At 42.2% G+C, this 24,227-nt stretch carries 23 protein-coding genes; 17 read left to right on the top strand and 6 right to left on the bottom strand.

The window, feature by feature from the left end; genetic code table 11:
- The first annotated feature begins 196 nt into the window (after positions 1–196).
- The 7 genes from ACO05V_RS18195 to ACO05V_RS18165 all read left to right on the top strand — a co-directional run bounded on the left by ACO05V_RS18195 (position 197) and on the right by ACO05V_RS18165 (position 5,453).
- Positions 197–610, top strand: a complete 414-nt coding sequence (locus tag ACO05V_RS18195; protein WP_421854855.1) for a VOC family protein — start codon at positions 197–199, stop codon at positions 608–610.
- Positions 607–1,542 carry a 2-hydroxyacid dehydrogenase gene (locus ACO05V_RS18190; RefSeq protein ID WP_421854852.1) on the top strand — a complete coding sequence of 312 codons (936 nt, stop codon included), beginning with the start codon at positions 607–609 and terminating at the stop codon, positions 1,540–1,542. The genes ACO05V_RS18195 and ACO05V_RS18190 overlap by 4 nt, the downstream gene beginning before the upstream one ends.
- An 89-nt stretch (positions 1,543–1,631) precedes the next feature.
- Positions 1,632–1,982 (top strand): 5-carboxymethyl-2-hydroxymuconate Delta-isomerase, encoded by a 351-nt coding sequence (locus tag ACO05V_RS18185; protein ID WP_421854849.1) that lies wholly within the window; start codon positions 1,632–1,634, stop codon positions 1,980–1,982.
- Positions 1,983–2,013: 31 nt separating this feature from the next.
- Positions 2,014–3,003, top strand: coding sequence for a phospholipase A (locus ACO05V_RS18180; protein ID WP_421854846.1), 990 nt, complete (start codon positions 2,014–2,016; stop codon positions 3,001–3,003).
- Positions 3,004–3,110: 107 nt separating this feature from the next.
- Complete coding sequence (locus tag ACO05V_RS18175; protein WP_421854844.1) at positions 3,111–3,680, top strand: hypothetical protein; 570 nt, start codon at positions 3,111–3,113, stop codon at positions 3,678–3,680.
- A 160-nt stretch (positions 3,681–3,840) separates the two neighbouring features.
- Positions 3,841–4,356: a phosphatase PAP2 family protein gene (locus ACO05V_RS18170; RefSeq protein ID WP_421854841.1), complete on the top strand. Its 516-nt coding sequence runs from the start codon at positions 3,841–3,843 to the stop codon at positions 4,354–4,356.
- Entirely contained in the window at positions 4,353–5,453 is a 1,101-nt protein-coding gene (locus ACO05V_RS18165; protein ID WP_421854837.1) for an MJ1255/VC2487 family glycosyltransferase, read from the top strand. The genes ACO05V_RS18170 and ACO05V_RS18165 overlap by 4 nt, the downstream gene beginning before the upstream one ends.
- A gap of 27 nt (positions 5,454–5,480) precedes the next feature.
- Here ACO05V_RS18165 and ACO05V_RS18160 read toward each other — a convergent pair whose 3' ends face one another.
- A complete protein-coding gene (locus ACO05V_RS18160; protein WP_421854834.1) occupies positions 5,481–6,404 on the bottom strand; it encodes a dienelactone hydrolase family protein in 924 nt (307 codons plus the stop codon).
- Positions 6,405–6,654: 250 nt separating this feature from the next.
- Between ACO05V_RS18160 and folM the strand changes: the two genes are divergently transcribed.
- From folM to ACO05V_RS18145, 3 genes are all read left to right on the top strand, one after another.
- The gene (gene folM / locus ACO05V_RS18155; RefSeq protein ID WP_421854831.1) at positions 6,655–7,377 is read left to right on the top strand and encodes a dihydromonapterin reductase; all 723 of its coding nucleotides are present in this window, start codon (positions 6,655–6,657) and stop codon (positions 7,375–7,377) included.
- Between the two features lie 72 nt (positions 7,378–7,449).
- Positions 7,450–8,133: a GTP cyclohydrolase I FolE gene (gene folE, locus ACO05V_RS18150; RefSeq protein WP_421854828.1), complete on the top strand. Its 684-nt coding sequence runs from the start codon at positions 7,450–7,452 to the stop codon at positions 8,131–8,133.
- A 130-nt stretch (positions 8,134–8,263) separates the two neighbouring features.
- Positions 8,264–8,581, top strand: a complete 318-nt coding sequence (locus ACO05V_RS18145; RefSeq protein WP_421854825.1) for a hypothetical protein — start codon at positions 8,264–8,266, stop codon at positions 8,579–8,581.
- 35 nt (positions 8,582–8,616) lie between these two features.
- On the opposite strand, the gene ACO05V_RS18140 is transcribed toward ACO05V_RS18145, so the two are convergent.
- The gene (locus tag ACO05V_RS18140; protein ID WP_421854822.1) at positions 8,617–9,828 is read right to left on the bottom strand and encodes an MFS transporter; all 1,212 of its coding nucleotides are present in this window, start codon (positions 9,826–9,828) and stop codon (positions 8,617–8,619) included.
- A gap of 244 nt (positions 9,829–10,072) precedes the next feature.
- Here ACO05V_RS18140 and ACO05V_RS18135 point away from each other — a divergent pair, with 244 nt between their 5' ends.
- Complete coding sequence (locus tag ACO05V_RS18135) at positions 10,073–11,290, top strand: MFS transporter (protein WP_421854819.1); 1,218 nt, start codon at positions 10,073–10,075, stop codon at positions 11,288–11,290.
- 21 nt (positions 11,291–11,311) lie between these two features.
- Here the strand turns inward: ACO05V_RS18135 and ACO05V_RS18130 are convergent, their stop codons facing one another.
- A complete protein-coding gene (locus ACO05V_RS18130) occupies positions 11,312–12,235 on the bottom strand; it encodes an AraC family transcriptional regulator (protein WP_421854816.1) in 924 nt (307 codons plus the stop codon).
- A gap of 287 nt (positions 12,236–12,522) precedes the next feature.
- On the opposite strand from ACO05V_RS18130, the gene ACO05V_RS18125 reads away from it, so the two are divergent.
- Positions 12,523–14,040 carry an aldehyde dehydrogenase family protein gene (locus ACO05V_RS18125; RefSeq protein ID WP_421854813.1) on the top strand — a complete coding sequence of 506 codons (1,518 nt, stop codon included), beginning with the start codon at positions 12,523–12,525 and terminating at the stop codon, positions 14,038–14,040.
- A gap of 114 nt (positions 14,041–14,154) precedes the next feature.
- On the opposite strand, the gene ACO05V_RS18120 is transcribed toward ACO05V_RS18125, so the two are convergent.
- Together ACO05V_RS18120 and ACO05V_RS18115 are read right to left on the bottom strand one after the other, a co-directional pair.
- Positions 14,155–15,705, bottom strand: coding sequence for an alanine/glycine:cation symporter family protein (locus tag ACO05V_RS18120; RefSeq protein ID WP_421854810.1), 1,551 nt, complete (start codon positions 15,703–15,705; stop codon positions 14,155–14,157).
- 13 nt (positions 15,706–15,718) lie between these two features.
- Complete coding sequence (locus ACO05V_RS18115) at positions 15,719–16,159, bottom strand: universal stress protein (protein ID WP_421854807.1); 441 nt, start codon at positions 16,157–16,159, stop codon at positions 15,719–15,721.
- A 310-nt stretch (positions 16,160–16,469) separates the two neighbouring features.
- Between ACO05V_RS18115 and ACO05V_RS18110 the strand changes: the two genes are divergently transcribed.
- From ACO05V_RS18110 to ACO05V_RS18090, 5 genes are all read left to right on the top strand, one after another.
- On the top strand, positions 16,470–17,852 hold the full coding sequence (locus tag ACO05V_RS18110; RefSeq protein WP_421854804.1) for an L-serine ammonia-lyase: 1,383 nt from the start codon (positions 16,470–16,472) through the stop codon (positions 17,850–17,852).
- Between the two features lie 301 nt (positions 17,853–18,153).
- Positions 18,154–19,728 carry an inorganic phosphate transporter gene (locus ACO05V_RS18105; RefSeq protein ID WP_421854801.1) on the top strand — a complete coding sequence of 525 codons (1,575 nt, stop codon included), beginning with the start codon at positions 18,154–18,156 and terminating at the stop codon, positions 19,726–19,728.
- A gap of 130 nt (positions 19,729–19,858) precedes the next feature.
- On the top strand, positions 19,859–20,560 hold the full coding sequence (locus tag ACO05V_RS18100; RefSeq protein ID WP_421854798.1) for a hypothetical protein: 702 nt from the start codon (positions 19,859–19,861) through the stop codon (positions 20,558–20,560).
- 85 nt (positions 20,561–20,645) lie between these two features.
- Entirely contained in the window at positions 20,646–21,428 is a 783-nt protein-coding gene (locus ACO05V_RS18095) for a hypothetical protein (RefSeq protein WP_421854795.1), read from the top strand.
- Positions 21,429–21,517: 89 nt separating this feature from the next.
- Positions 21,518–22,138 (top strand): LysE family translocator, encoded by a 621-nt coding sequence (locus ACO05V_RS18090; RefSeq protein WP_421854792.1) that lies wholly within the window; start codon positions 21,518–21,520, stop codon positions 22,136–22,138.
- A gap of 25 nt (positions 22,139–22,163) precedes the next feature.
- Here the strand turns inward: ACO05V_RS18090 and ACO05V_RS18085 are convergent, their stop codons facing one another.
- Positions 22,164–24,161 carry a DNA topoisomerase III gene (locus ACO05V_RS18085; RefSeq protein ID WP_421854789.1) on the bottom strand — a complete coding sequence of 666 codons (1,998 nt, stop codon included), beginning with the start codon at positions 24,159–24,161 and terminating at the stop codon, positions 22,164–22,166.
- Positions 24,162–24,227: the final 66 nt, after the last annotated feature.

Raw genomic sequence — 24,227 nt, 5'->3', positions numbered from 1 at the left:
AAGAGATAAAGACATGAATTTATTAGGCTTAAAACGTAGTAAAAAGTTGTTGTAACTCAAGCCTGTACAGTTTTTTTGGGTCGTCAGCCATTTCTTTTTCTAATGCTTACTATATGTCGTTGTATCACGGCTTCATGTTTACTTTTTCCCTGTGTGCTGTATTTTCAAGCGTCATCCATTGTTGTTGGGAATCTTTATGTCTGCTTTATTTCATTACGCCTTTCACGTTACTTCCTTGGACGAAACACGCCTTTTTTATACTCAGGTTTTAGGTTGTACTGAAGGTCGCAGTGCTGAGACTTGGGTAGATTTTGACTTTTACGGTCATCAATTGTCTTTGCATTTAGGTGAACCCAGTCCGACGACAAATACAGGCAGAGTAGGCGATCATCTTGTTCCTATGCCTCACTTTGGTTTGATTTTGCCCCTAGATGAATGGCAGAAAGCCGCCAAGCGCTTAACCGAAGCAAATGTGGCGTTTGATCTTGCTCCAAGTGTTCGCTTTGAAGGCTTGCCAGGCGAACAATGGACGATGTTCTTTAAAGACCCAAGTGGTAATGCCATTGAATTGAAAGGATTTAAAGACTTAGCTCAGGTGTATGAGAAATGATCCCTTTTATCAGCCGTGCTAGCTTATCAGAACAAAATACCTGGATTACGCATTTATCAGCCGCTATGCCAGATGAAGTGATTTTGCCTTTTGCTGATTTAACCGCAGAGCAAAAACAGCAATGTGATATAGCCATTGTGGCCAATCCTGATCCTGAAGATTTAATATCTCTTCCTTCATTAAAGTGGGTTCACAGTGTCTGGGCTGGTGTTGAGCGCATGATGCATGAACTGTCTTCGCCATCTTTTTCTATTGTCCGATTGGTGGATGCGAATTTAGCCAATACTATGTCGGAAGCCGTATTGGCGTGGACACTTTATCTTCATCGAGATATGCCGACATACGCCAAACAGCAGGTAAAAAAGTCTTGGGCTCAACAACCTATGGTGCTGGCTCAAGATCGTCGTATCGGCGTACTTGGATTAGGAGAATTAGGGCGTGTGAGTGCCCAGCGTTTAGTTGCCAATGGTTTTTCTGTTGCTGGGTGGAGTCGCCATTCAAAGCAGATTGAAGGCGTTGAATGTTTTCATGGGAAAGACGGGCTAGCTCTTTTATTGAAGCAAACTGATATACTGATTTGCCTTTTGCCTTTGACTGCGGAAACAAAAGGTTTACTGGGTCAGCAGAACTTGTCTCTTTTGCCTGTTGGTGCAAGTTTGATTAATTTTGCTCGTGGACCAATTATTGATGATGACGCATTGCTAAGTAAGCTGGAACGTGGTGAGTTGTCTTATGCTGTTTTGGATGTTTTTGCCCAAGAGCCGTTGCCAGAAAACCATCCTTACTGGCGACATGACAGTGTCACTGTGTTACCGCATATTTCCGCACCGACACACCCGATTAGTGCGAGTGAAATTGTTGCTACGAACATTAAACAGTATCGATTAACTGGCAATATTCCGCATGCAGTTGATCCGGTTCGTGGTTATTAATGAAATAACATGAGACCTTTTTTCGATGTCATGAGCACATTTATTGTGAAAGGTCTTAGCATTTAATAATTCTAAAAATGGAGTCTGGTATGCCGCATTGCATTGTTGAATACAGCCAAAACTTAGAACAAGAAGTACCACCGGTGGATCTACTTGAAGCGGTTAAAGAGGCTTGTATAGCATCGACACTGTTTACTGAAGAAGACATTAAATTGCGTAGCTTTCCTTATAAAAGCTTCATCACAGCAGGGAAAGAAGATGCATTCGTACACGTTATCTTACGAATGTTGTCCGGTCGAACATTAGAACAGAGAAAGCAACTTTCTCATTTGGTTCTAGAAGCTTTAACACAGTTTTCATTAAAGGATGTTAGTTTTTCGGTTGAAGTATGTGAAATGGAACGCGATACTTACGCAAAAAAAGTCGTTCTGTCCCAATAAAATAGTGTTGTTTACTTAAAAGGTCTTATTAATGAGAGCCATTGTATGCTCAATGATGCTTCTTCCGAGTTTGCTTTGGGCTCAAATGGAATCAAATAATGTAGATGAGTCGTCTTCTGATACGTCTGACTCAGCCATTATTGTGAAAGGGGCTGAAGATGCCTCTTATTCCCCAGAAGAACCTGACGTGCCAGAATCTATCTCGAAACGCGCGAAAGAAGATCATGGGTTGCTTCAACAGCGAGAGAATAGGGAAGCCGCGACAGTTAATAATCCTTTTGTATTAACACCCTTTAAACCCAATTACTTTTTACCTATCGCCTATACCTCGAATCCTAATGATCGTGCGTTTTTGGGCGATAAAACAAATACTGAAAGTTTAGACAGTGTCGAATTTAAATTTCAGCTTAGCTTTAAGTTCCCTGTTGCATACGACGTGGTTGGAAGAAATACCAGTTTATGGTTTGCTTACACTCAGCAAGCTTATTGGCAGGCTTATAACAGTACTATCTCTGCGCCTTTTCGTGATACCAATCATGAACCTGAGGCGTTTATTATCACCAAGCCAAAACATGGATTTTTAGGTATCAACCCAGATTACATTTCCTATGGCTTTGTTCATCAGTCCAATGGTCAGTCAAATGAACTCTCTCGATCATGGAATCGGTTTTATGTAGATCTTTTATTTGAACATGGTGATACCGCATTTTCCTTTAAGCCTTGGTATCGTATTCCTGAAAGTTCAGACGTTGATGATAACCCAAATATTGAAAATTATTATGGTTATGGTGAATTCAATCTAATACATGTTATCGACGATTACAGTATCGATATAATGTTAAGAAATAACCTGAAATCCTCTGATAATAAAGGCGCGATACAGGTCGGCTTTAATTTTCCTTTATGGGGGAAATCACGTGGTTACATTCAATACTTCAATGGTTATGGGCAATCTTTGCTAGATTATAATCATCAAACTCAGTCGCTTGGTATTGGTATTATGTTGACCAATTGGTTGTGATTTTGCCAGCTTGTAGGATGCATTGAGAACGGATTGTCATTAGATTGTAATGATTGTGTCATTTTTAGCTTTTAAGGTGGTTATAAATCTAACCTAGGAGCTAAACCATGAAGTTGAAATTCTTACCTGTTGCAACCAGCTTAATTGCACTAACACTGTTAACCGCTTGTGGCGAAACAGTAAAAAAACACGATACTAAGCCTGCTGCAGAGACAATGTCTTTAAACAACGATGATTTGTACGAAGTTCATCACGAAGGTCGTATTTATGTGTTTGATGATCGTGGTGTGTATGAAGACTTTTTGCAGGTTGGTGAAACTTCTTTTCGTAAAGTGCGCATTGGATCAGGTCCAAAAGGTGAAACTATTGTCTTTGGTCTAACTAACGCAGACAAGAAAAAAATGTCTGGCATCGCCGCTGTTGAAATGTATGACGGTGAGTTGAAAGGCGCCGATTCTTTCTATGGTGAAATGCGTATGGAAGGTCGTATTTATGTTTTCGGTTCTTTGCAAGAAATGAACGAAGCGCGTGCCGTTGGTGAAGTTCCTTTACGTTACACAGACATAGGTTCTGGTCCAAAAGGCGAAACGGTTGTTTATGCACTAAATGGCAGCAACAAAAAAGTGAAGCCGACTGCGATGATCGAAAAATTCCATAAAATGAATCACATGAAGTAATTTACTGACTGAGATTCATAAAATACCTCGCGATAGCGGGGTATTTTTTTGTCTTGTCGTCGTTATGACAGTATGTCATGAAGTTGTCACTGTAATGCCACAGAACGGACATTTTACTGGTTTATGTTGAGAGTAAGACAAAATCAGCGAGGTGAACCGTATGAATATCCTTCAGAATATCCACGCAGTAGATGTACAGACTTTTTCTTGGTGTATGGCTCGTAAGCATCGAGCAACCCTAACTCGCATTGACCGTGCCATTTCGTTTTCGGCAGACGGCCCACTTTATGCTCTTTTAGCGCTTTTGCTCTGGTTTGCTGGAGAAGTGACTTTCACACTTGTGTTGATAGTAGGATTCTTGGTTGAACGGATCTTATATCTGGTTCTAAAACGTGGTTTTAAGCGTAACCGCCCAGCGGATGCTCTAGATAATTTTAGTAGTTTTATCATTCCTTCGGATCAATTTTCGTTTCCATCAGGCCACACTTCGGGGGCATTTTTTATGGCCTACTGCTTGTCTGAATGGTTTCCAAGCATGAATGTGATGTTGTATTTCTGGGCGGCGAATGTTGGTTTATCACGTATTTTTCTTGGTGTTCATTTTCCAACGGATACTGTGATTGGTGCTTTGTTAGGTACGGTTTGTGCGGCGTTAGCGATAGGGATTTTGGTATGAAGATATTGTACGGTGTTCAGGGAACGGGCAATGGTCATATTACCCGTGCAAGAGCCATGGCGGTGGAAATGCACGCCGCTGGAGTGGAGGTTGATTTTGTTTTTTCTGGTCGTCCAGCTGAAGAATATTTTGATATGGCTGTATTTGGCGATTATCGAACTTTTCAAGGTTTGAGTTTCGTGGCGCGAAACGGGCAGTTAGACCTCTACGCAACTTGTAAGAATGCCAAATTTTTTAAGCTATACCGAGATATTCGGTCAATAGATACTCGTGGTTATGATTTGGTAATTACAGATTTTGAGCCTATTGTGGCATGGGCCGCCAAACGCCAAGGCATTCCTTGTATAGGGTTTGGTCATCAATATGCATTCAAGTACGATATTCCTCGCTATAAAAAGAACTTTATCGCCCAATGGATTATGTCCAATTTTGCTCCAGCAGCGACGCAACTAGGCGCTCATTGGCATCATTTTGGATATCCAATTCTTCCACCACTTATTCATGTTCAACAAATGAAAAACATGGCTGACCCTGAGCAGGTCTTGGTATATCTACCTTTTGAAAACAGTGAAGCGGTATTGGATTGGTTGGATGGCGTGCAGAATTATCGCTTCCGTCTACATTGTAAAGACATTGAGCCCGGCGTGTATGGGAACGTAGAAGTTTTTCCTTTCGATAGAGAAGGGTTCCAAAAGAACTTAAGTGAATGCGAATCTGTACTTTGTAATGCGGGGTTTGAATTGAATTCCGAAGCCTTGCAGCTTGGTCGTCGTATTTTGGCAAAACCGTTAAAAGGCCAAATAGAACAACATTCCAATGCTATAGCATTAGATTTTTTAGGTATTGCTAAAACGAGTGACGTTTTGAGTTCGCAGGTAATTCAAGAATGGCTAGAAACCAGTCGAGTGGTGCAGATATCGTATCCGAACGTTGCCCGTGCAGTGGTTGCTTTGTTGCAGTCTAGTAATGATATTAGTGTGTCAGATTTATGTGAGTCTTTATGGCAACAAACTCCTAATGTGCGGGGGATTGATTTTCAATCCAACAAGCCTCGATCTTCAATGAATGTAAAGAGCGTTAAAAGAGTGACAGCATAAATTAATAGGTCATCACTCTTTTTTAATCTAAGCGCTTAATGTTTTTTTGAAAAAATTAATAGTGCGTTCCCATGCAAGTTCCGCGTTTTTCTCTTGGTAGCGAGCGGTCGAATCATTATGGAAACCATGGTTCGCCTGAGGATATACATAGGCCGTGTAATCAACCTTGTTAGCCTTCAGTGCTGTCTCGTAATCTGGCCAAGTGTCGTTTACTCGTTTATCCAATTCAGCAAAATGGAGTTGCAATGGTGCTTTAATTTTATCTATGTTGGATTTAGCCGGCGTGCCGTAATAAGGTGCGCCAGCGTGAATAGTCTCTGGCATTGCGGCGGCTAAGGCGTTAGTCAAATATCCTCCATAACAAAATCCGACCATGCCTACTTTTCCTGTACTTAGCTCATGGTTTTTTAGTAATGTTGCTGCATCCATGAAGTCACCTTCGATTTTATTTCCATCCAATGTTTTTTGCATGGCACGGCCTTCATCGTCGTTGCCCGGATAGCCACCCAAAGGGAAAAGTGCATCAGGGGCAAACGCAATAAATCCTGCTTTTGCTAAACGTCTGGCGACATCTTCTATGTATGGGTTAAGGCCACGGTTTTCGTGAGCAACCAGAACGGCTGCAGCTTTGTTATCAGCGTTAACATTTTTGGGGACGACTAAATAGCCGCGAGCTTTGCCGTGTCCATTGGGTGAGTCGTATTCGACGTAACTAGCAGTAATGTCTGGGTCATTAAATGACACTTGCTCCGCTAACGCATAATTGGGTGTTAGTGCTCCCGCGACGACGGAAAGAGTCAATCCTGTTACGCTCAGCGTACCAAGGCGAGATAAAAAGGTACGGCGATCTATATCGCCATGAGCGTATTCATCGTACCAATCGAAGGCTTCCTGAGGAATACTGCCACTTGGTAATGATTTATCGGTCGATCTTTCGGTTAGTAAACTCATCGCATTTCCTTCTTTAAATTTGTAGAGTGAAATTCAGCAACGCAATTTTTAGAACTTGATAATGAAAAGTGGTTCAATAGATACGTTGAAAAAAATATTTTAGATGAACTTGATTGATCTTTTTTTTAAAAGCACACGTATTTAAGGTTAGCTGAAGAATTTAATCTTGGCTGAAACAAAAATGCAGACCTTGATTTGATTGTATTTTTTCATGGTGTTAATGAAGATAACTCAGTAGGAACGGATACTAATGACGCGTAAAATGCCAATTATTATTACAGGTGGAGGGCAGCGCCTAGGTCTTGCTTGTGCTAAAGCGTTAGTTGCTCAAGGGTATGAAGTCATTATTACTTATCGCAGAGCACGGGAAGATATTGCCATATTAGAAAAGCAGGGGATTGCTTGTATACAGGCGGATTTTTCATCTATCTCTGGCGTGGATGAATTTATTGCTACAATACAAGGTCAATATTCGGCACTCGGTGGCATCATTCATAACGCTTCCGAGTGGGAGTCGGAAGACGGTTGTTTGGACACGGCGCTATTAATGGAAAAAATGTGGCAGGTCCACGTATTTGCGCCTTATCGTATAAATCTAGCTTTCGAAGCATTATTATGTGCGGGTTTTGAGCAAGACGGACAAGCGGATATTATCCACATGACGGATTATGTGGCTGAAAAGGGCAGTGATAAACACATTGCTTATGCAGCCAGTAAAGCAGGCTTAGCGAATTTAACTTGCTCGTTTGCTAAGCGATTTGCACCGCGAATTAAGGTTAATGCAATCGCACCGTCACTTTTGATGTTTAACAGTGACGATGGCACAGAATACCGGAACAAAGCATTGAACAAATCTTTGCTGCGTAAGGAGCCAGGGGAGCAAGAAGGTGTGCTTGCGATACAGTACATACTAGACAGTCGCTATATGACAGGTCGAACCTTGTCACTTGATGGAGGCCGGCATTTGGTTTAGCTCGCCAAATGGGACTTCTTTTTTGAACGCCTTCATGTCATGAGACAGGGTTAAGTAACTTAGGACAAACATATGAAAGCTAACACAGCTGAACAAACTAATTTAAACTGCCTTGTGTTGTCTGATGAGGCGATAAAAGTACGCGATGCACTTATCAATAGTGGCCTAGAAACCCCGATGATTGATAACGGTTTGACGACCGAAGAAAAGTATCAGCGTATTAAAAGCGCATTTGAAGATGTGGTAACAACACTTGGTTTGGATTTGACTGATGACAGTTTGGCTGAAACGCCACACCGTATCGCCAAAATGTACGTGAAAGAAATATTTTCTGGCTTGGATTACGCACAGTTTCCAAAAATCACCGTCATCGAAAACAAAATGCAAGTCGATGAAATGGTAAAAGTAAGCGACATCAGCTTCACCAGTACGTGTGAACATCATTTCGTGACCATTGATGGTTTAGCAAAAGTCGCGTATTTACCTAAAACGAAGATTATTGGTTTATCTAAAATCAACCGTATTGTGCGCTTTTTTGCTCAGCGCCCGCAGGTGCAAGAACGTCTTACTCAGCAGATTTTAGTTACCTTGCAAACCTTGCTTGAGACTGACAACGTCGCGGTAAGCATTAGTGCTGTGCATTATTGCGTAAAAGCTCGAGGCGTTATGGACGCAAGCTCGTCGACTCAAACAACCGCCCTAGGTGGTTTGTTTAAACGCAGCGACAAAACGCGTGGTGAATTCCTGGCAAGATAAGAGTCTGCTAGCTAAGAGCCTAGCAAGATAAGAGTCTGCAAGATAAAAGCTAAGTCAAAACACAAAGTATTAATCCTAATAAAGAGCCTATCCACATAGGCTCTTTTTTTATGAGCTAAAGTAAGGCAAAGTGTCTCAGCATTTAGCATTACTTGGCTTTGGGGCTTTTGGTATGACAGATAAAAAGACAGTTTGGTTTCCAGCAAAAAAGAATGGTTGGGGTTGGGGGAAGCCAAATACATGGCAGGGTTGGACTGTGCTGGCGCTTTACCTTATTACTATCGTCGTTGTAAGTCTTGTGAATGATCCTAAAGTTGACCTGATGAAATGGGCTGTGCCTGTTGCTATTAGTACGTTTATTTTGATTGTTTTTTACTGCTGGAAAGGCGAAGCACCGAATTGGAAATGGAAGACAATAGAGAAAGAAAAACGTAAATGGTTTAAGTAACGTCTGCGCTTATGGAAAGTCCTAGCAAACAGGCGCTAGTCATTTTCTTTGTTTAATGTATGACGTTTTAACAAGGTTGGGAACAAATACATCCAAATACCGACCACGGCAATGGTTCCCACTCCGCCAATGACAATGGCCGGAACCACGCCGAACCATGCGGCGGTTACCCCAGATTCAAATTCCCCTAATTGGTTTGAACTGCCAATAAAAACAGAATTGGCTGCACTGACTCTGCCACGCATTTCGTCAGGCGTTTCTAATTGAACCAATGTTGAACGAATAACAACGCTGATCATGTCTGACGAGCCTAGTAGAACCAAAGCAAGCATCGACAGAATAAGGTTTTCAGACAAACCAAATAAAATCGTTGCGACACCAAAGATAGCTACGGCGGAAAACATGATTTTCCCCACGCTGTGGGTCAATGGGCGACGTGCTAAATATACCGACATGAGCAATGCGCCAAGAGCTGGTGCGCAGCGTAATAAACCTAATCCCCATGGGCCGGTATGAAGAATGTCTTTGGCGACAATGGGAAGGAGAGCCGTAGCACCACCCAATAATACGGCGAACATATCCAATGATACCGAGCCTAAGATGACTTTGTTCCCGCGTATAAAAGTTAGGCCACCAAATAAGTGCGCCATGCTGATTGGTGACTTAGTTTTAACCGTAAAATTGTAATGTAAAAAGAACATGATAACGCACGAAATTAGGAAGCACCCCATGCTTGATAAATAAAGCGTTGTTGGCCCTAAAAGATAAATTAAACCACCAAGCGCTGGCCCTGCTATGACAGATATCTCTCGTGCTGAGGCAATCGCACTGACGGCACGAGACAATAATTCGTTAGGAATAAGATTGGGTAAAATCGCTTGATTCGCGGGCATTTCAAAGGCTCTCGCTGTGCCTAGAAACGCGGCGCAGATATAAATCATGTCGGCTGAAATAGTCGATGTCATATTTCCATAGGCAAGAATCCCGACTGTCATTGCCATGGAAAAACGAGTGAAAACGCAGATTAATCGGCGGTTGTATCGATCCGCTATGTGTCCTACTACCAAGGTTAGGAGTAGTTGTGGGAGAAACTGGCAAAGTCCCACAAGACCAAGTGCCATTGGACTATTGGTTAGATCGTACATTTGCCAGCCGATACCAACGCTGAGCATTTGAAAAGCAAAGGAAGACGCTATCTGACCGATCCAGAAATGGACAAAATTACGGTGTTTAAAAAGAGCTGGCATGTTGATTGTTGGCCTTATTAAAAAGTGTATTGGTATCAGATATTAATTTTCAGAGGCGCATAGTCTAATACTAAGTGTCGAGTTGCCCAGCTTTTTATTAATCAATCTTGTCGTTATGACTCAGAAACTTCACACAGAGTATGTTATTTTAAAAGGCTGCTTTATCAGGATGATAATAGCCCTTTTGTGTATTTTAAGTGAGTCTCCTACGTCAGTAGACTAAATTTGATATCAAGGATATACATTGATTAACTCCGAAACCTATTCCTCTCTTCATGAGCGTTTGTCCCGTTGGTTGTTGCTATCTTGTTTAATAGCGGTGGGAATTGGGCAATCTTTCATTTTTACCTCCTTACCGCCTATTGGCCGTGAAATTGGTTTGGCAGATGTGCGCATTAGTACTCTGATTACGGTCGGTGCAGCAACCTTTGTTGTCGCGGCTTTTTTATGGGGCGGCATAATTAATCGAATTGGTCGTGTTCGTTCGGTGATTATTGGCATGAGTAGTTATGCCATAACAATTGCTTTGACTGGTTTTGTGCTTCAAGAAGCCTTGGCAAAACATTTGACGGCGGAGCAAACTTATTTTTGCGTGTTTGCGTTACGCATTATTTTTTCCCTTGGTATTGCTGGCATTTTGCCTTCTATACAGACCTATTTGATTTCCCATACGGATATTAAGCATCGCAGTTCGACCATTGCAATGATTGGTGCTTCATTCAGTATCGGTATGATTTTAGGTCCTGCTTTTGCTTCATTATTGAGTAGTTTAGGACTCACGGCACCATTTTATATTATTTCTTTTTTGGCTGGTTCAGCCGCCTTGCTGGTGGTGTTTTTTGTAAAAGATACCAAGCATGTGCGTCAATTTGTGAAGCCGCCGGCGATTAATTGGTTTACCCAACCCGTCATGCCATTTTTGTTTATGTCTTCATTGTCGATTTTATCCATGACGGGCGTTCAGCAAATTATGAGCTTCTTGATTCAAGATCGATTTCAGCTTGATGTAGCTCAAACGACACAACAGTTAGGCTTTGCCATGATGACCATGTCTTGCTTTAGTATTCTAGTGCAAATGATTTTGGTACCGCGCTTTCAGTTAGGTGTTGTGACGCTGATTTTTTCTGGTGTGAGCGTTGGTGTTTTGGCGCAATTAGCCTTTCTCTTTTTAGATTCTTATGTGGGCGTGTTGCTGGCAATGGGGTTGTTTGGCGCAGGTTTTGGCTTCTTGTTCCCAGGCATAGTGACCGCGCAAACGCTTCTTGTAAAAGACGATCAACAAAGCCGATTGGCCAGCATGAATGCCTCGATGCAAGGTCTTGGCGCCGCATTGGGGCCCGTTATTTTGGCCTCCTTGTATCAGCTAGGGCAGTTAGTACCATTTTTTGCTCTGATGTTCAGCCTGATATTTATGCTTGGCGTCTTTCTGTATTGTAAGGCCAAGCTAAGGCATGTCTTTTAATATCTCTTGCGCCATTAACTATTATGAATTGAGTCTAGTTTGAGTCGCTTGACGAGGCGATATGCCAAAATGTTGATGGAAGCGTCGACTAAAGTGACTCAAGCTTAAATATCCTAATTCATAACTGACTTCTGTTACCGAACACTTCTCTTGTAAGCGCTGATAAGCTCGGCTCATTCTGCGTTGATGTTGGTATTCCACTGGCGTGCAGCCTAATTGGCGCTTAAAGCTTTCGTAGAAGCGACTGCGGCTCATGCAAGCCATCTTAGCTAGCTGGTTGATATCTAATGGTTGGGCGAGGTTGTGCTCTATCCATTGGATAACGCAGGTTAAGCCATTTGCATCGGGTGAATGTTGAGTGAAGCGCAATAGTGCGTCTCGACCATGATGTCGGATTATTCGAGTGACCAGTTCACTGACGCCAAAGTCGACAAGTAAATCTCGGTCTGGATCATTGCGAAGAAACTCACTGGTCAATCTATCAATGACTTGTTGTGTGGCTTGCGTATGCAAGGTATGTAAGTGTTGGTTTGGGTCCAGCGTGACGCCAGAGGGCAAGGACTCGACCATAATGTCATTCATTCGGTCACAAGTTTGTGCGACCCGTTCTTGCGAAATAGCGATGGTGAGGCAAGTGGTTGGCTTATGGAATTGTGCTTCGGGAAAATCAATAAAGACTTCTTCTTTTGGCGCCAAAATAAAAGATTCATGGGGCAAAAATGGAATGTTGTCATGCTCTTTGGTATGCATGACTTTTGCACCTGTCACCATGCCGCAATAAAGCAAAGAATCGGCTTTTAAGCTGACTTTCTGTGCTTGCTCGTACGTATCGTAAATACTTAATTCAGAGTGCGGCCCAGCAAAACATACACGGTTCTCGACCAACTGAATGGGCGCGCGTTTATGTTGCTGTAGTGTTTTCTCAGTCGAGATTGAACGACTCATTTACACACCTCTTTTTTCTTAATGCTTTTTATTTTAATTATTGTGTGGCGTGGCCAATTTCTTTTTCCTCATCATCACTCTTGCTTGCTCATGGGTCAATACAAAAGCAGAGTAGAAATGGATCGCTAGACAAGTTTCATGGACTCACAGGCAAGTTTTATGCCCACTTTTTTTCTACTCTTACTATCACGAAGACTAAAAACCTGAAGAGAGCTTTGCACGAAGTTGCCAGAGTAGCGATTGTGTAGAGAGCTTTTTAAATAAAAACAATAAAAATGGAGAAATTTATGATCTACGCACAACCTGGTACGAACGGTAGCCTTATTACATTTGAAGCCCAGTACGGTAATTTTATCGGCGGTGAATGGGTCGCACCGGTGAAAGGGCAATATTTCGATAATATTAGCCCAGTTAATGGCGAAGTATTTTGTCGAATCCCTCGTTCTACTGAAGAAGACATCAATCTTGCTCTCGATGCAGCGCACGCGGCACGTGTAGCATGGGGAAAAACATCTGTTACGAATCGCTCCAATATATTGCTAAAAATTGCCGATCGCATTGAGCAAAATCTAGAAGCGCTGGCTGTTGCCGAAACATGGGACAATGGTAAAGCGGTTCGCGAAACCTTAAATGCTGACATTCCTTTAGCCGCCGATCATTTTCGTTATTTCGCAGGCTGTTTACGGGCACAAGAAGGCAGCACGGCTGAACTTGATGAACATACCGTGGCATATCATTTTCACGAGCCACTAGGTGTTGTTGGTCAAATCATTCCTTGGAACTTCCCAATCTTGATGGCGGCATGGAAACTGGCGCCTGCGCTTGCAGCGGGTAACTGCGTGGTACTAAAACCCGCAGAACAAACGCCAGCATCTATTCTTGAACTGATCAAAGTCATTCAAGATCTATTACCGCCAGGCGTACTGAATATCGTCAATGGTTATGGGAAAGAAGCCGGTGAAGCGTTAGCAACTAGTAAGCGTATCGCCAAAATTGCCTTTACGGGATCGACGCCAGTCGGTTCGCATATTTTGAAATGTGCGGCAGAGAACATTATTCCTTCTACGGTTGAGTTGGGCGGTAAATCTCCAAATATCTACTTTGCTGATGTCATGCAGCATGAAGAAGCCTTTATTAGTAAATGTGTTGAAGGTTTGGTGTTGGCTTTCTTTAACCAAGGGGAAGTTTGTACCTGCCCGTCTCGTGCTTTGGTTCACGAGTCCATTTATGATGAATTTATGGCATTGGTTATCGAACGTACTAAAACCATTAAACGTGGTAACCCATTGGATACTGACGTGCAAGTTGGTGCTCAGGCGTCCAAACAGCAGTTTGATAAAATCATGAGTTACATCGATATTGGTAAAGCCGAAGGCGCAGAACTATTAATTGGTGGTGGAATTGAATCGGTTGATGGTTTGGATAAAGGCTTCTATGTACAGCCAACCTTATTCAAAGGTTCCAACGACATGCGTATTTTCCAAGAAGAGATCTTTGGCCCCGTTGTCAGTGTAACAACCTTTAAAGACGAAGCGGAAGCGCTTGCTATCGCAAACGACAGTGAATTTGGTTTAGGTGCTGGGGTTTGGACACGAGATACTAATCTTGCCTATCGCATGGGACGTAACCTAGAAGCAGGTCGTGTTTGGATGAACTGCTATCACCAGTATCCAGCTCATTCCGCTTTTGGTGGTTACAAAAAATCAGGTGTCGGTCGCGAAACTCATAAAATTGCTCTAGAGCATTATCAACAAACGAAAAACATGTTGATCAGCTATGACGTGAATCCATTAGGTTTCTTCTAATCAGGATCAACGAGTAGAGTGCTGGATTATATAGCACTGAATGGAAATGAAAGAGCCAAAAGACAACTGTCTTTTGGCTCTTTTTACTTTTAAATCTCAGATATCAATCTTAAATTAGTGTTTGTGTTTTTTGATTTCACCTGATTTAAGACGAGACATATAAGAGTTTAACTCTTTCTTAACAATTGGCATTAAGCAATACAAGCCGATGATATTGGCAACCGCCATGGCGAAAATCGCCGCATCAGAAAAATCGATAACTGGTCCTAAGCTCGCAGCGGCACCAATAATGACAAAGACACAGAAGATAATTTTGAAGGTCAGTTCCGCTCTTTTTCCTTCACCGAATAAATAGGTCCAAGCTTTTAAACCGTAGTAAGACCAACTAATCATGGTTGAGAAAGCAAATAGAATAACCGCAATAGCCAATATGGTAGGGAACCAGCTAAACGCAGAACCAAAAGCCGCAGATGTTAATGCAACACCAGACGAGCCATCTGCCGTCATAATGGTTCCACCTTCATTTAGTATGTAAAGGCCTGTTTCCGGATTGACCATCAATTGTCCAGTAATGATGATGACAAGTGCTGTCATAGTACAAATAACAACCGTATCGATAAAAGGCTCTAATAGAGACACAAAGCCTTCTGTAATGGGTTCGTTTGTTTGTACTGCTGAGTGAGCAATAGCGGCAGAACCCACACCTGCTTCGTTAGAAAAAGCGGCTCGTTTGAAGCCTTGAATCAAGGCACCAACTAAGCCACCGGCAACACCTAAACCGGTAAATGCACCTTCGAAAATTTGTCCGAATGCCCAACCAATTTTGTCTGCATTGACGAGTAAAATAACAATGGCAGAACCCACGTATAAAACGCCCATGATAGGAACTATTTTGTCAGTCACACGAGCGATCGATTTTATGCCTCCGACGATAACGACAAAAACAAGCGCGGCAAAAATCACACCAGTAATCCAACCTGGGTAATCGCCGATTACTTGAGTAAGCTGTGCATGGGCTTGGTTGGCCTGGAACATATTGCCGCCACCTAAAGAGCCCAAAATACAAAAAATCGCAAAAATCCCTGCTAGCAGTCTACCACCGGGAATGCCGCGCTCTTTAAAGCCTTTAGAAATGTAATACATTGGGCCGCCAGATACACTGCCATCTTTGTATTCATTTCGGTATTTCACGCCAAGCGTACACTCGGTGAATTTGGACGCCATGCCCATAAGACCTGCGACAATCATCCAAAAAGTTGCCCCCGGTCCACCAATGGAGACCGCCACAGCAACCCCAGCAATGTTACCAAGACCAACCGTACCAGAAAGGGCCGTTGCCAGTGCTTGGAAATGACTTACTTCACCCGCATCGTTTGGATCAGAATAGTCGCCTTTTACCAAAGCGATAGAGTGCCCGATACTACGAAATTGAACAAAGCCAAAGTACACAGTAAAAATGGTTGCGCCTGTGACTAACCAAAGTACGATCCATGGAAAGCTGGTACCCGGAAGTGGAGCGAAAATTAAATTCACAAACCAACCTGTAGCGTTACCAAACGCTTCATTAACAACAGCGTCAATGCTTTCTGCTGCCTTTAATGAAGAGCTCAACCCAAATAGAACCAAGGCATTTAACGCGCTAAATAAATAGGTAAATTTTTTCATAATATACGTTTCCTTAGCTGACAACGGTGACAGGGACATTCGCACTCATGACCAAATTGGCCGTTACACTACCGAATACTCTTGCGCTTAAACCTTGTTCTGTCGATCTGGCTACGACAATTTGTTCGGCATTGTTTTCTACTGCGATGTTGTTAAGAATAGCGGCCGCTTTGCCAAATTTGACTGCGCCAGAGGCCTTAATACCGGCTTCTTTAAGAGAGGCAAGCGCTGGATCGATAACTCGTTCTTGGGCGTTTTGGGTTTCGACTTGTTTTTGCTTTTTACGGAGGGAGTTTTCTTCTGGGGTTTGGAAAGTGTAGGGAGACCATTCTACGACACAGATTATTTGCAGCTCGCATTCACTTCCAATAAGTGTAGCGAGCCGTTTTGCGTAGGATAAGGCTCGATTACCTGCTTCACTTCCATCCATACCGACAATGATTGTTGCTGACATACATAAGTCCTCTTTTGGGTTGGTTAGTCTTTAAGCGTAGGCTCTTTTCAGGGTTAAGCAATTTTTATCCCTTTGGGTACTTAATAGCAGGTTGATGTGGAAGGGTTAATTTTAGTAATGAGTAATTGATGTATTGGTCTTGAAGCGCCAGAAAATTGCTTTTTCTTAACCTTACTAGCCGAGATAATAAAAAATCTTTGTTTCCAATTGGAAACTTCCTCCCATAAGTGATAATTTCTCTCGTCATTGATCTTGTGTTTTGTATTTTAATTGCCGTACAGAAAGATTCTGTCGGTAGAAGGAAAAGGCTATGGCAATCAGTTTATTTGACCTTTTTAAAGTGGGGATTGGTCCTTCCAGTTCTCATACCGTTGGCCCTATGGTGGCAGCAAATCAGTTTGCCCATCAATTACAAGATCGACACTTACTATCAAAAGTCAGTCGTTTAAAGATTGATTTGTATGGTTCGCTTGGTGCTACAGGAAAGGGTCACGGTACTGGCTCAGCTGTTTTAATGGGGCTTGAGGGCGAATTGCCAGATTTGATTGATCCTAGTGGTGTGAATGCTCGTGTTGAGCAAATAGAATCTTCTTCGCAGCTGACCTTATTGGCTAAGCAGCCAATTCATATCGATATCACGACAGACTTAATTTATCACCGAATTGATCGATTAGACTTTCATGCTAATGGCATGGTGTTGGTTGCTTTTGATACAGAAGACCAAATGATTCATCAAGCGACCTTTTATTCTGTCGGTGGTGGTTTCATTGTTCAGGAAGATGAGCAGGGAAATGTGGCATTAGTTGAAGACACCACCGTACTTCCTCATGTTTTTCATAACGCAGAGACATTGATTCAGCTTTGTCGAGAACAAGACAAAAGCATCGCGCAGATTATGATGGAAAATGAAAAACACTGGCGTACAGAAGAAGAAATCAAGCAAGGCATTCTTTCTATTTGGTCTGTAATGAGAGAATGTGTGCAGCAAGGTATTCGTGGTGAAGGGATTTTACCTGGCGGACTAAAAGTAAAACGCAGAGCCGCGAGCCTATATAGAGACTTAACCAGCAAAACGCGCATGGATATGATTACACCATCGCTAGGTGCGATGGATTGGGTCAATCTTTATGCCTTGGCGGTGAATGAAGAAAATGCTGCGGGTGGTCGAGTGGTAACGGCGCCGACAAACGGTGCCGCTGGGATTATTCCAGCAGTATTGCATTATTATTGGGAATTTTGCCCTCGTTCTAGTGAAGAGGGCGTGATTAACTTTTTCCTAACCGCTGCCGCTATTGGATTGTTATTCAAAGAAAATGCCTCTATTTCTGGTGCTGAAGTGGGTTGTCAGGGGGAAGTCGGATCGGCTTGCGCGATGGCGGCGGCTGGATTAGCCGCAGCGACAGGTGGAACACCTGAACAAATAGAGAACGCAGCTGAAATTGGTATGGAGCATAATTTAGGCCTTACTTGTGATCCTATCGGTGGGCTGGTACAAGTGCCTTGTATAGAGCGAAACGCCATGGCGTCAATTAAAGCCATTAACTCTGCGAGTATGGCGCTTCGAGGGGATGGAACGCATTATGTGTCCCTCGACAAAGTGATTCGCACCATGCGTGATACTGGAAGAGACATGAATGATAAGTACAAGGAAACATCACGAGGTGGTCTGGCAGTGAATGTGATTGAATGTTAGGTCTATCTCAATTTAAAGTTGCAACAAAACTGTCATATTTCTGTAGTATATTTCAATTCAGTGCCTTCAAGGGCACTTTTTTTTGTCCTTTATTCCGCGAATATCTCTCTAAAATTTTAGGGTTTTTATCTTTAGATTCCCAGTGTAGAATGACGCCGAATTTACATTTTACAGAAGTGTGACGGGATGAATTGAGAGCCAAATTTAATTGGGATGCTAGGAAGCATGCCGTTGCTGAGTTTAGGTTAACTTCTAACTAGCAAGGATTTGGCATAGATTAATTATAGAAAGAAGAGCCCGTATGGATCTTACAAATAACCCGAAAGAAGAATCCACTTTATTGAATGGTCATGAGTTTATTCGTGTCTTGATTGCCTTAGCATTTGTATTGGTGTCAGGTTTTTATGCTTCAGCTAATGGCGTTGGGGTTTCTAATCTATCTATTTTAGCTATCGCTGCAGCAATTGGTGCCTACATGGCTGTCAATATCGGCGCTAATGATGTCGCTAATAACGTGGGGCCAGCGGTAGGATCTAAAGCCTTAAGTATGACGGGCGCCATTTTGATAGCGGCTGTTTTTGAAGCGGCAGGTGCTTTGATTGCTGGTGGTACTGTAGTAGGTACTATTAAAAATGGCATCATCAATCCTAATTCAATTGGCGACACTGAAACTTTTATTTGGGTTATGATGGCGGCCTTATTAGCTGGCGCAATTTGGCTAAATTTGGCGACCTATCTTGGTGCTCCGGTTTCAACGACTCACTCTATTGTGGGCGGTGTGCTTGGTGCTGGTATTGCTGCTGGTGGCTGGGATATTGCTAACTGGGATAAATTGATCGCGATTGTTGCTAGCTGGATAATTTCTCCAGTAATGGGTGGTGTAATCGCTGCAATATTCTTAATGTATATCAAGCGTTCGATTACCTACAAAAACGACATGATTGATGCCGCTAAGAAAGTTGTACCGCTATTGGTTGGTCTCATGGTTTGGGCATTTTCGACCTATCTTATTCTTAAAGGTCTTAAGCATATCTGGAAGCTAGATTTTATTACTGCGGCAATGATCGCTTTTGCGATTGCACTTACTGTTTACTTTATTGTTCGTCCAATGGTCGATAAAGCATCTTCAGTATTGAAAAACGACAAAGATGCTGTGAATAGCTTATTTACATTGCCTCTTATTGTATCTGCTGCATTGCTAAGTTTTGCTCATGGTGCAAATGATGTTGCTAATGCGATTGGGCCACTGGCTGCCATTAATGATGCTTTGATGACTGGCGCTGTTTCTAGCAAAGCTTCCATTCCACTTTGGGTTATGATGGTTTGCGGTGTAGGTATCGCTGTTGGTCTGGCTTTGTTTGGACCAAAGCTGATTAAAACGGTTGGTTCTGAGATAACAGAATTAGATAAAACACGCGCTTTCTGTGTAGCTATGGCGGCAGCGATTACGGTAATTGTTGCATCTCAGCTTGGTTTGCCCGTTAGCTCTACTCACATTGCCGTAGGTGGTATTTTTGGTGTTGGCTTCTTACGTGAGTATCTGAAACAATCTTACGAGAAAAAATTGGCATCTATTATTTCGCATTCAGAATCAGCAGGCCTCAATGGTCAGCAAACGCAAGAATTTGTGAAGCGTTTCAAATTGGCTGATGTCGAAGAAAAACGTGCGATTTTGAAAGAATTGAAAGCCGCTCAAGCATCGTCTCCTATCTCTTCTGCAGAGCGTAAAGGCTTGAAAAAAGCAACAAAAAAAGAATTAGTGAAGCGTTCTGCGTTATTACGCATTGCAGCAGCATGGGTTATCACGGTTCCAGCCTCTGCTTTACTATCTGCCATGCTATTTTATATGCTACTTGGTTATTCAGTTTCTCGATAAGCCAAACTATAAAAATATAGAAAAAGATCAGACCTTCTGGTCTTTTTCTGTTTTCATCCGCTTGTCTGTGTTATATAAAAGTATGTTACTTATATTTTTTAAAATACCACGATTAGGTAACTATTAAAAAATGAAATCAAGCACGTTGATATTAGCTGCTATTTTCTTGTTAGTTGTGTGTTTTTCGGTACCTTCTTTTTTTCGATGGCGGAAACATCGAAGAGAACTAAGAGAGAAATTATTTTCTCGTTTATCGAATCGAAGTGATCGATTATTTTATTCATTAGAGATGGTTTCTGATCGCTATCTAACTCGGGATACAAAAATATTTGTTATTGAGCACTTGCTTTCTGTCATTGAGCAGCTTGTTAGAGCGAATTATAGATCTGAGTTTGTTTCAAAACAAACTGACTTGACTCGATTGCTTAATGAATTGAAGTCTGGCCAAAGAGTAGTAAGTAAAGATCGAGTGGCAACCCAAGAACATCTCGATCACACTCATAATGCTATTTTGTACATACTTAAAGAAATGAAAAACATGCCTGAACGCAATGGAGCAAGCCGAGCAATAATAAGGCATCATGTTCTATTAATACGGTATGCTCATGCTCTTGCTTATCGTGATTTATTAGTTCGACAAGCAAGAGACGACTTGGATAATGAGAAAAAAAATCGGGCGTTAGAAAAATACCGAATGGCGTTATCTGTAATAGAAAAAAACAGTTCAGTAAGTAGCTCAAGACGAGAGGTTTTACGTCTACAAAATATGATACAGGATGTTGAAAATGTTTTGTTTGGCAAAAAGGATGAGACAGGGCTCAAATTGAAATAAGCTTTCGAATTTCATAGTATTGATCTTTGGGTAGCTGGCAGATGTCGTTCGTCTATAAACATTACTAAGGTAAACAACGTATCATATGACAGCCGTCACCATCACTGTACTTTTGCTAGTTATCGGTGGGTTTATTGCTTTTGCAATATTTCTACAGTTAAAGGAGCAGGCTCAATTGGAAAAGTTGCGCAAAGTGGCAACGCTCAATAACCAATTACGTCAAGTACGTCGCTACCTTGATGAAATGCCTCCTCAATACCAGCCCAAAGACATGAGGATGTGGTTGTTTTCTCGGATGATCGCTATATATGATCAGCTTATCGTATTGCAAGCTGATGCAACCTTGACTCGCCGTCGCGGCCATTTGGCAGAAGAAATGGCCGAATTTCAAACAAATAAACAGAACAGACGTGCTAAACCAATGAATGATGAGCTTCTTGTTATAGAAGTAAAGCGCCTATTTGAATCTTTTAAGTCATTTTTGATCGTTTCTCAAAAAGAAAAAACCATCGATGCAGATGTTGTCCATCGATATAGTAAGTTATTAAATTTTTATCAATACAAAGTTAACTCGGATTATCATGCGCATCTTGCTCGAAAAGCATTTTTGAGTGGTCAGATGGAGACGGCAGTAGAGATGTATAAAGAGACTTTGTCGCAATTAACCCCCATTAAGGAGTCTGTTGAGGCTCAACCTACCATTCTCAAACTTCAAGAACTGCTGAAAGAAATTGAAGATGATCTTGCTTTGCAAAAATCAGAAGAAGAGATCACTAAAAATATGTCAAATGGGGATGAGGATGAACTAGATGACGAATGGAGTAAGTTTATTGAGGACTCCACGTTTAAAACGAAACAACGATTTTAATTTCTTTTCATTTGTTTTTAATGCTTCCTACTTACAATAAGTCATGAGAATTTTCGAATTAATTACTTCATGTTAGATAAGGATCTCTTGTGAACTTAGCCTTGCTTTCTGCTTTTATACCGACTTTCTTTTTTGTCTCAATTACACCTGGTATGTGTATGACACTAGCCATGACATTGGGCATGACTATTGGCGTGAAACGCGCTCTTTGGATGATGTTAGGCGAGTTGGTTGGTGTTGCAACCGTGGCGATTCTATCCGCTATTGGTGTGGCGGCATTACTATTGAATTACCCAAGTGTATTTATGGTGTTGAAATACATCGGTGGTGCTTATCTTGCCTTTGTTGGTATTCAGATGTGGTTATCTAAAGGCAAAATGGCGATTAAATCGGATGCCATTGGCACTAAGCCTGCCTCACGTTTTGATTTAATTTCACAAGGTTTTGTGACGGCGATAGCTAACCCTAAAGGCTGGGCGTTTTTTGTCGCTTTATTGCCTCCTTTCTTAGACGCTAGCCGCCCACTTGCTAGCCAATTGACTGTATTAATAGCCATCATTTTAACGCTCGAATTTAGTTGTTTACTGATTTATGCCACAGGTGGAAGGACACTAAAATCCATTCTGATGCAAAGTGGCAATGTACGTATCATGAACCGCATTGCTGGTACATTAATGGTTGGTGTTGGTATATGGCTTGCAATCGGTTGACCTGACGTCTATAAAAATGGGTTTATTAAGAAGGCGCTTTCGAGCGTCTTTTTGTATTTGAGCTGGTAGATTTCGTTCCGGTTGTTTTTCTTGCGCCTGTTGTCCTTTTTCTAGTTGAGCCTTTTCGTTTAGCAAAAGGGTTTTTGGTTGGCGGCGGCAGGTTCTGTAATGCTGAGGTTGGCATATCTCGTGAAGCACTCAGTAACTGATTTAAGTTGGCTTCTAAATTTATCATGAATTCTTGATAACTGGCTTCGCCAAGACTGATGCTGTTAAGAGAAGATTCCCACTTAGCCGTCATATCTGGCGTAACAAGTTGCGAAGGTAAGCAATCTATAAAGGCGCGGCCTGTTTGGCTGGCGTGAATTTGCTTGCCTTGTCTCATCAAAAAACCGCGTTTAAAAAGTAACTCTATAATACTAGCTCGCGTCGCTTCTGTGCCTAGACCATCGGTTTCTTTTAGTATGGCTCGAATGTCTTTGTCCGTCACAAAGCGACTGATGCCTGTCATGGCAGCTAGTAAGGTTGCATCAGTGAAGGCGGCTGGCGGTGTGGTGACTTTTTCTTGAACTTGTCCTTGTGTACACCAGAGCTCTTCATTTTTACTTAACTTTGGTAGCTCATTTTGGCTTTCATCTTCCGGGTCTTTGCTTTTGTTTTTATTGGGTAAAAGTGTTTTCCAGCCAAGTGAAATAGGCGTGTTACCTTTTGCTTCAAACAGTCCGCCTGCAATTTCCAATTTAATGTAAGACGCCAAATAATCGTATTCAGGGTAAAACTGCATGAGATATTGGCGAGCAATCAGGTTAAATACCAGCGCTTCTGTTTTGGAAAGTGATGTCGCTTTATGGGCTTGAGTGGTTGGAATAATGGCATGGTGAGCCGTGACTTGTTTATCGTTCCACGCTTTGCTTTTTCGTGATGCGTCGGCGTTTTCTGCGCCTTGTTGCATATCACCTCCCGAACGAGTGAGAGCAGCAATAATAGCAGGAGCATCTTTATGTTGTTGAGTCGGCAAATAGCGACAATCGGATCTGGGGTAGGTGATCATCTGATGGCGTTCATAAAGCGCTTGGCAAGTATCTAACACTTGTTGTGCCGAAAGAGAAAAGGCTTTTGCAGCATCAATTTGAAGTGCGGACAAACTATAGGGTAGTGGTGCTGGCTGTTTCTTTTGTTTGTAATTTGCTTCAACAACAATCGCGGGTTTATTGGTAATGCGATTGGCGACGTTTTGCGCCAGTGGCAAACTGAGCACGCGATTCTCTTCATCCATATAAGGTTGGCAGGCTTCACTGGGCAGCCATTTCGCCTGGAACGTCTCACCTTGCGATGTTTTTATGCTTGCCCATACTTGATAAAAATCTTTTGGGACAAAGGCTTCTCTTTCTTTGTCTCGAGCGGCAACAAGTCCTAGTACTGGCGTTTGTACTCGCCCAATGGACAAAACGCCTTGGTAACCAGCTTGTCGCCCTTTGATGGTATAAGCACGCGTTAGGTTTAAGCCAAATAACCAGTCTGCACGAGCGCGCCCCAGTGCCGAGCGTGATAACGCAGCGAATTCATTATTTGAGCGCAAATTATTAAGCGCTTTTTTTACCGCAGAGGGTGTTAAGTCATTCACCAAAAGTCGCTGAGTATTTTTTAGCTTCTGTGCTGGAACCTTGGTGTAGTTAAGTACTTCATCGACCAGCAATTGGCCTTCTCTATCTGGATCGCCAGCATGAACCAATACCGTGGCTTTTTTAATGAGTTTTTTTAAAATGTTAAGCTGTTTCTTGGTGTTGGCTTTTTCTTGCCATTGCCAGTCAGTTGGAATGATAGGTAAGTGGTCTAAATTCCAACTTTTATACGCTGGATTATAGTGATGAGGCTCAGCTTGTTCGAGTAAATGGCCAATGCACCAACTAACACAGTCACCATTAGGCAACCAAATACAGCCTTCTTCTTTTTTTTGAGGAGAGGGAAGGGCGGCAGCAATAGCTCGGGCAAGGCTTGGTTTTTCGGCAATATAAAGAATCATAAATACACTTACTGTTTATATATACAGTAAGTGTATCGAACGCGAAGAAGTGTGGCTAGAGTTGCG

Origin of the sequence: Marinomonas sp. (assembly GCF_965225885.1) — a bacterium.
In the GTDB taxonomy this organism is placed as follows: domain Bacteria; phylum Pseudomonadota; class Gammaproteobacteria; order Pseudomonadales; family Marinomonadaceae; genus Marinomonas.
This window is presented reverse-complemented; position numbering and strand designations above follow the sequence as displayed.

Bases quoted from the DNA above. Each gene is read 5' to 3' on its own strand.
- ACO05V_RS18195 (WP_421854855.1), top strand. From the start codon at position 197: ATGTCTGCTTTATTTCATTACGCCTTTCACGTTACTTCCTTGGACGAA.
- ACO05V_RS18190 (WP_421854852.1), top strand. From the start codon at position 607: ATGATCCCTTTTATCAGCCGTGCTAGCTTATCAGAACAAAATACCTGG.
- ACO05V_RS18185 (WP_421854849.1), top strand. From the start codon at position 1,632: ATGCCGCATTGCATTGTTGAATACAGCCAAAACTTAGAACAAGAAGTA.
- ACO05V_RS18180 (WP_421854846.1), top strand. From the start codon at position 2,014: ATGAGAGCCATTGTATGCTCAATGATGCTTCTTCCGAGTTTGCTTTGG.
- ACO05V_RS18175 (WP_421854844.1), top strand. From the start codon at position 3,111: ATGAAGTTGAAATTCTTACCTGTTGCAACCAGCTTAATTGCACTAACA.
- ACO05V_RS18170 (WP_421854841.1), top strand. From the start codon at position 3,841: ATGAATATCCTTCAGAATATCCACGCAGTAGATGTACAGACTTTTTCT.
- ACO05V_RS18165 (WP_421854837.1), top strand. From the start codon at position 4,353: ATGAAGATATTGTACGGTGTTCAGGGAACGGGCAATGGTCATATTACC.
- ACO05V_RS18160 (WP_421854834.1), bottom strand. From the start codon at position 6,404: ATGAGTTTACTAACCGAAAGATCGACCGATAAATCATTACCAAGTGGC.
- folM (WP_421854831.1), top strand. From the start codon at position 6,655: ATGACGCGTAAAATGCCAATTATTATTACAGGTGGAGGGCAGCGCCTA.
- folE (WP_421854828.1), top strand. From the start codon at position 7,450: ATGAAAGCTAACACAGCTGAACAAACTAATTTAAACTGCCTTGTGTTG.
- ACO05V_RS18140 (WP_421854822.1), bottom strand. From the start codon at position 9,828: ATGCCAGCTCTTTTTAAACACCGTAATTTTGTCCATTTCTGGATCGGT.
- ACO05V_RS18130 (WP_421854816.1), bottom strand. From the start codon at position 12,235: ATGAGTCGTTCAATCTCGACTGAGAAAACACTACAGCAACATAAACGC.
- ACO05V_RS18125 (WP_421854813.1), top strand. From the start codon at position 12,523: ATGATCTACGCACAACCTGGTACGAACGGTAGCCTTATTACATTTGAA.
- ACO05V_RS18120 (WP_421854810.1), bottom strand. From the start codon at position 15,705: ATGAAAAAATTTACCTATTTATTTAGCGCGTTAAATGCCTTGGTTCTA.
- ACO05V_RS18115 (WP_421854807.1), bottom strand. From the start codon at position 16,159: ATGTCAGCAACAATCATTGTCGGTATGGATGGAAGTGAAGCAGGTAAT.
- ACO05V_RS18110 (WP_421854804.1), top strand. From the start codon at position 16,470: ATGGCAATCAGTTTATTTGACCTTTTTAAAGTGGGGATTGGTCCTTCC.
- ACO05V_RS18105 (WP_421854801.1), top strand. From the start codon at position 18,154: ATGGATCTTACAAATAACCCGAAAGAAGAATCCACTTTATTGAATGGT.
- ACO05V_RS18100 (WP_421854798.1), top strand. From the start codon at position 19,859: ATGAAATCAAGCACGTTGATATTAGCTGCTATTTTCTTGTTAGTTGTG.
- ACO05V_RS18095 (WP_421854795.1), top strand. From the start codon at position 20,646: ATGACAGCCGTCACCATCACTGTACTTTTGCTAGTTATCGGTGGGTTT.
- ACO05V_RS18085 (WP_421854789.1), bottom strand. From the start codon at position 24,161: ATGATTCTTTATATTGCCGAAAAACCAAGCCTTGCCCGAGCTATTGCT.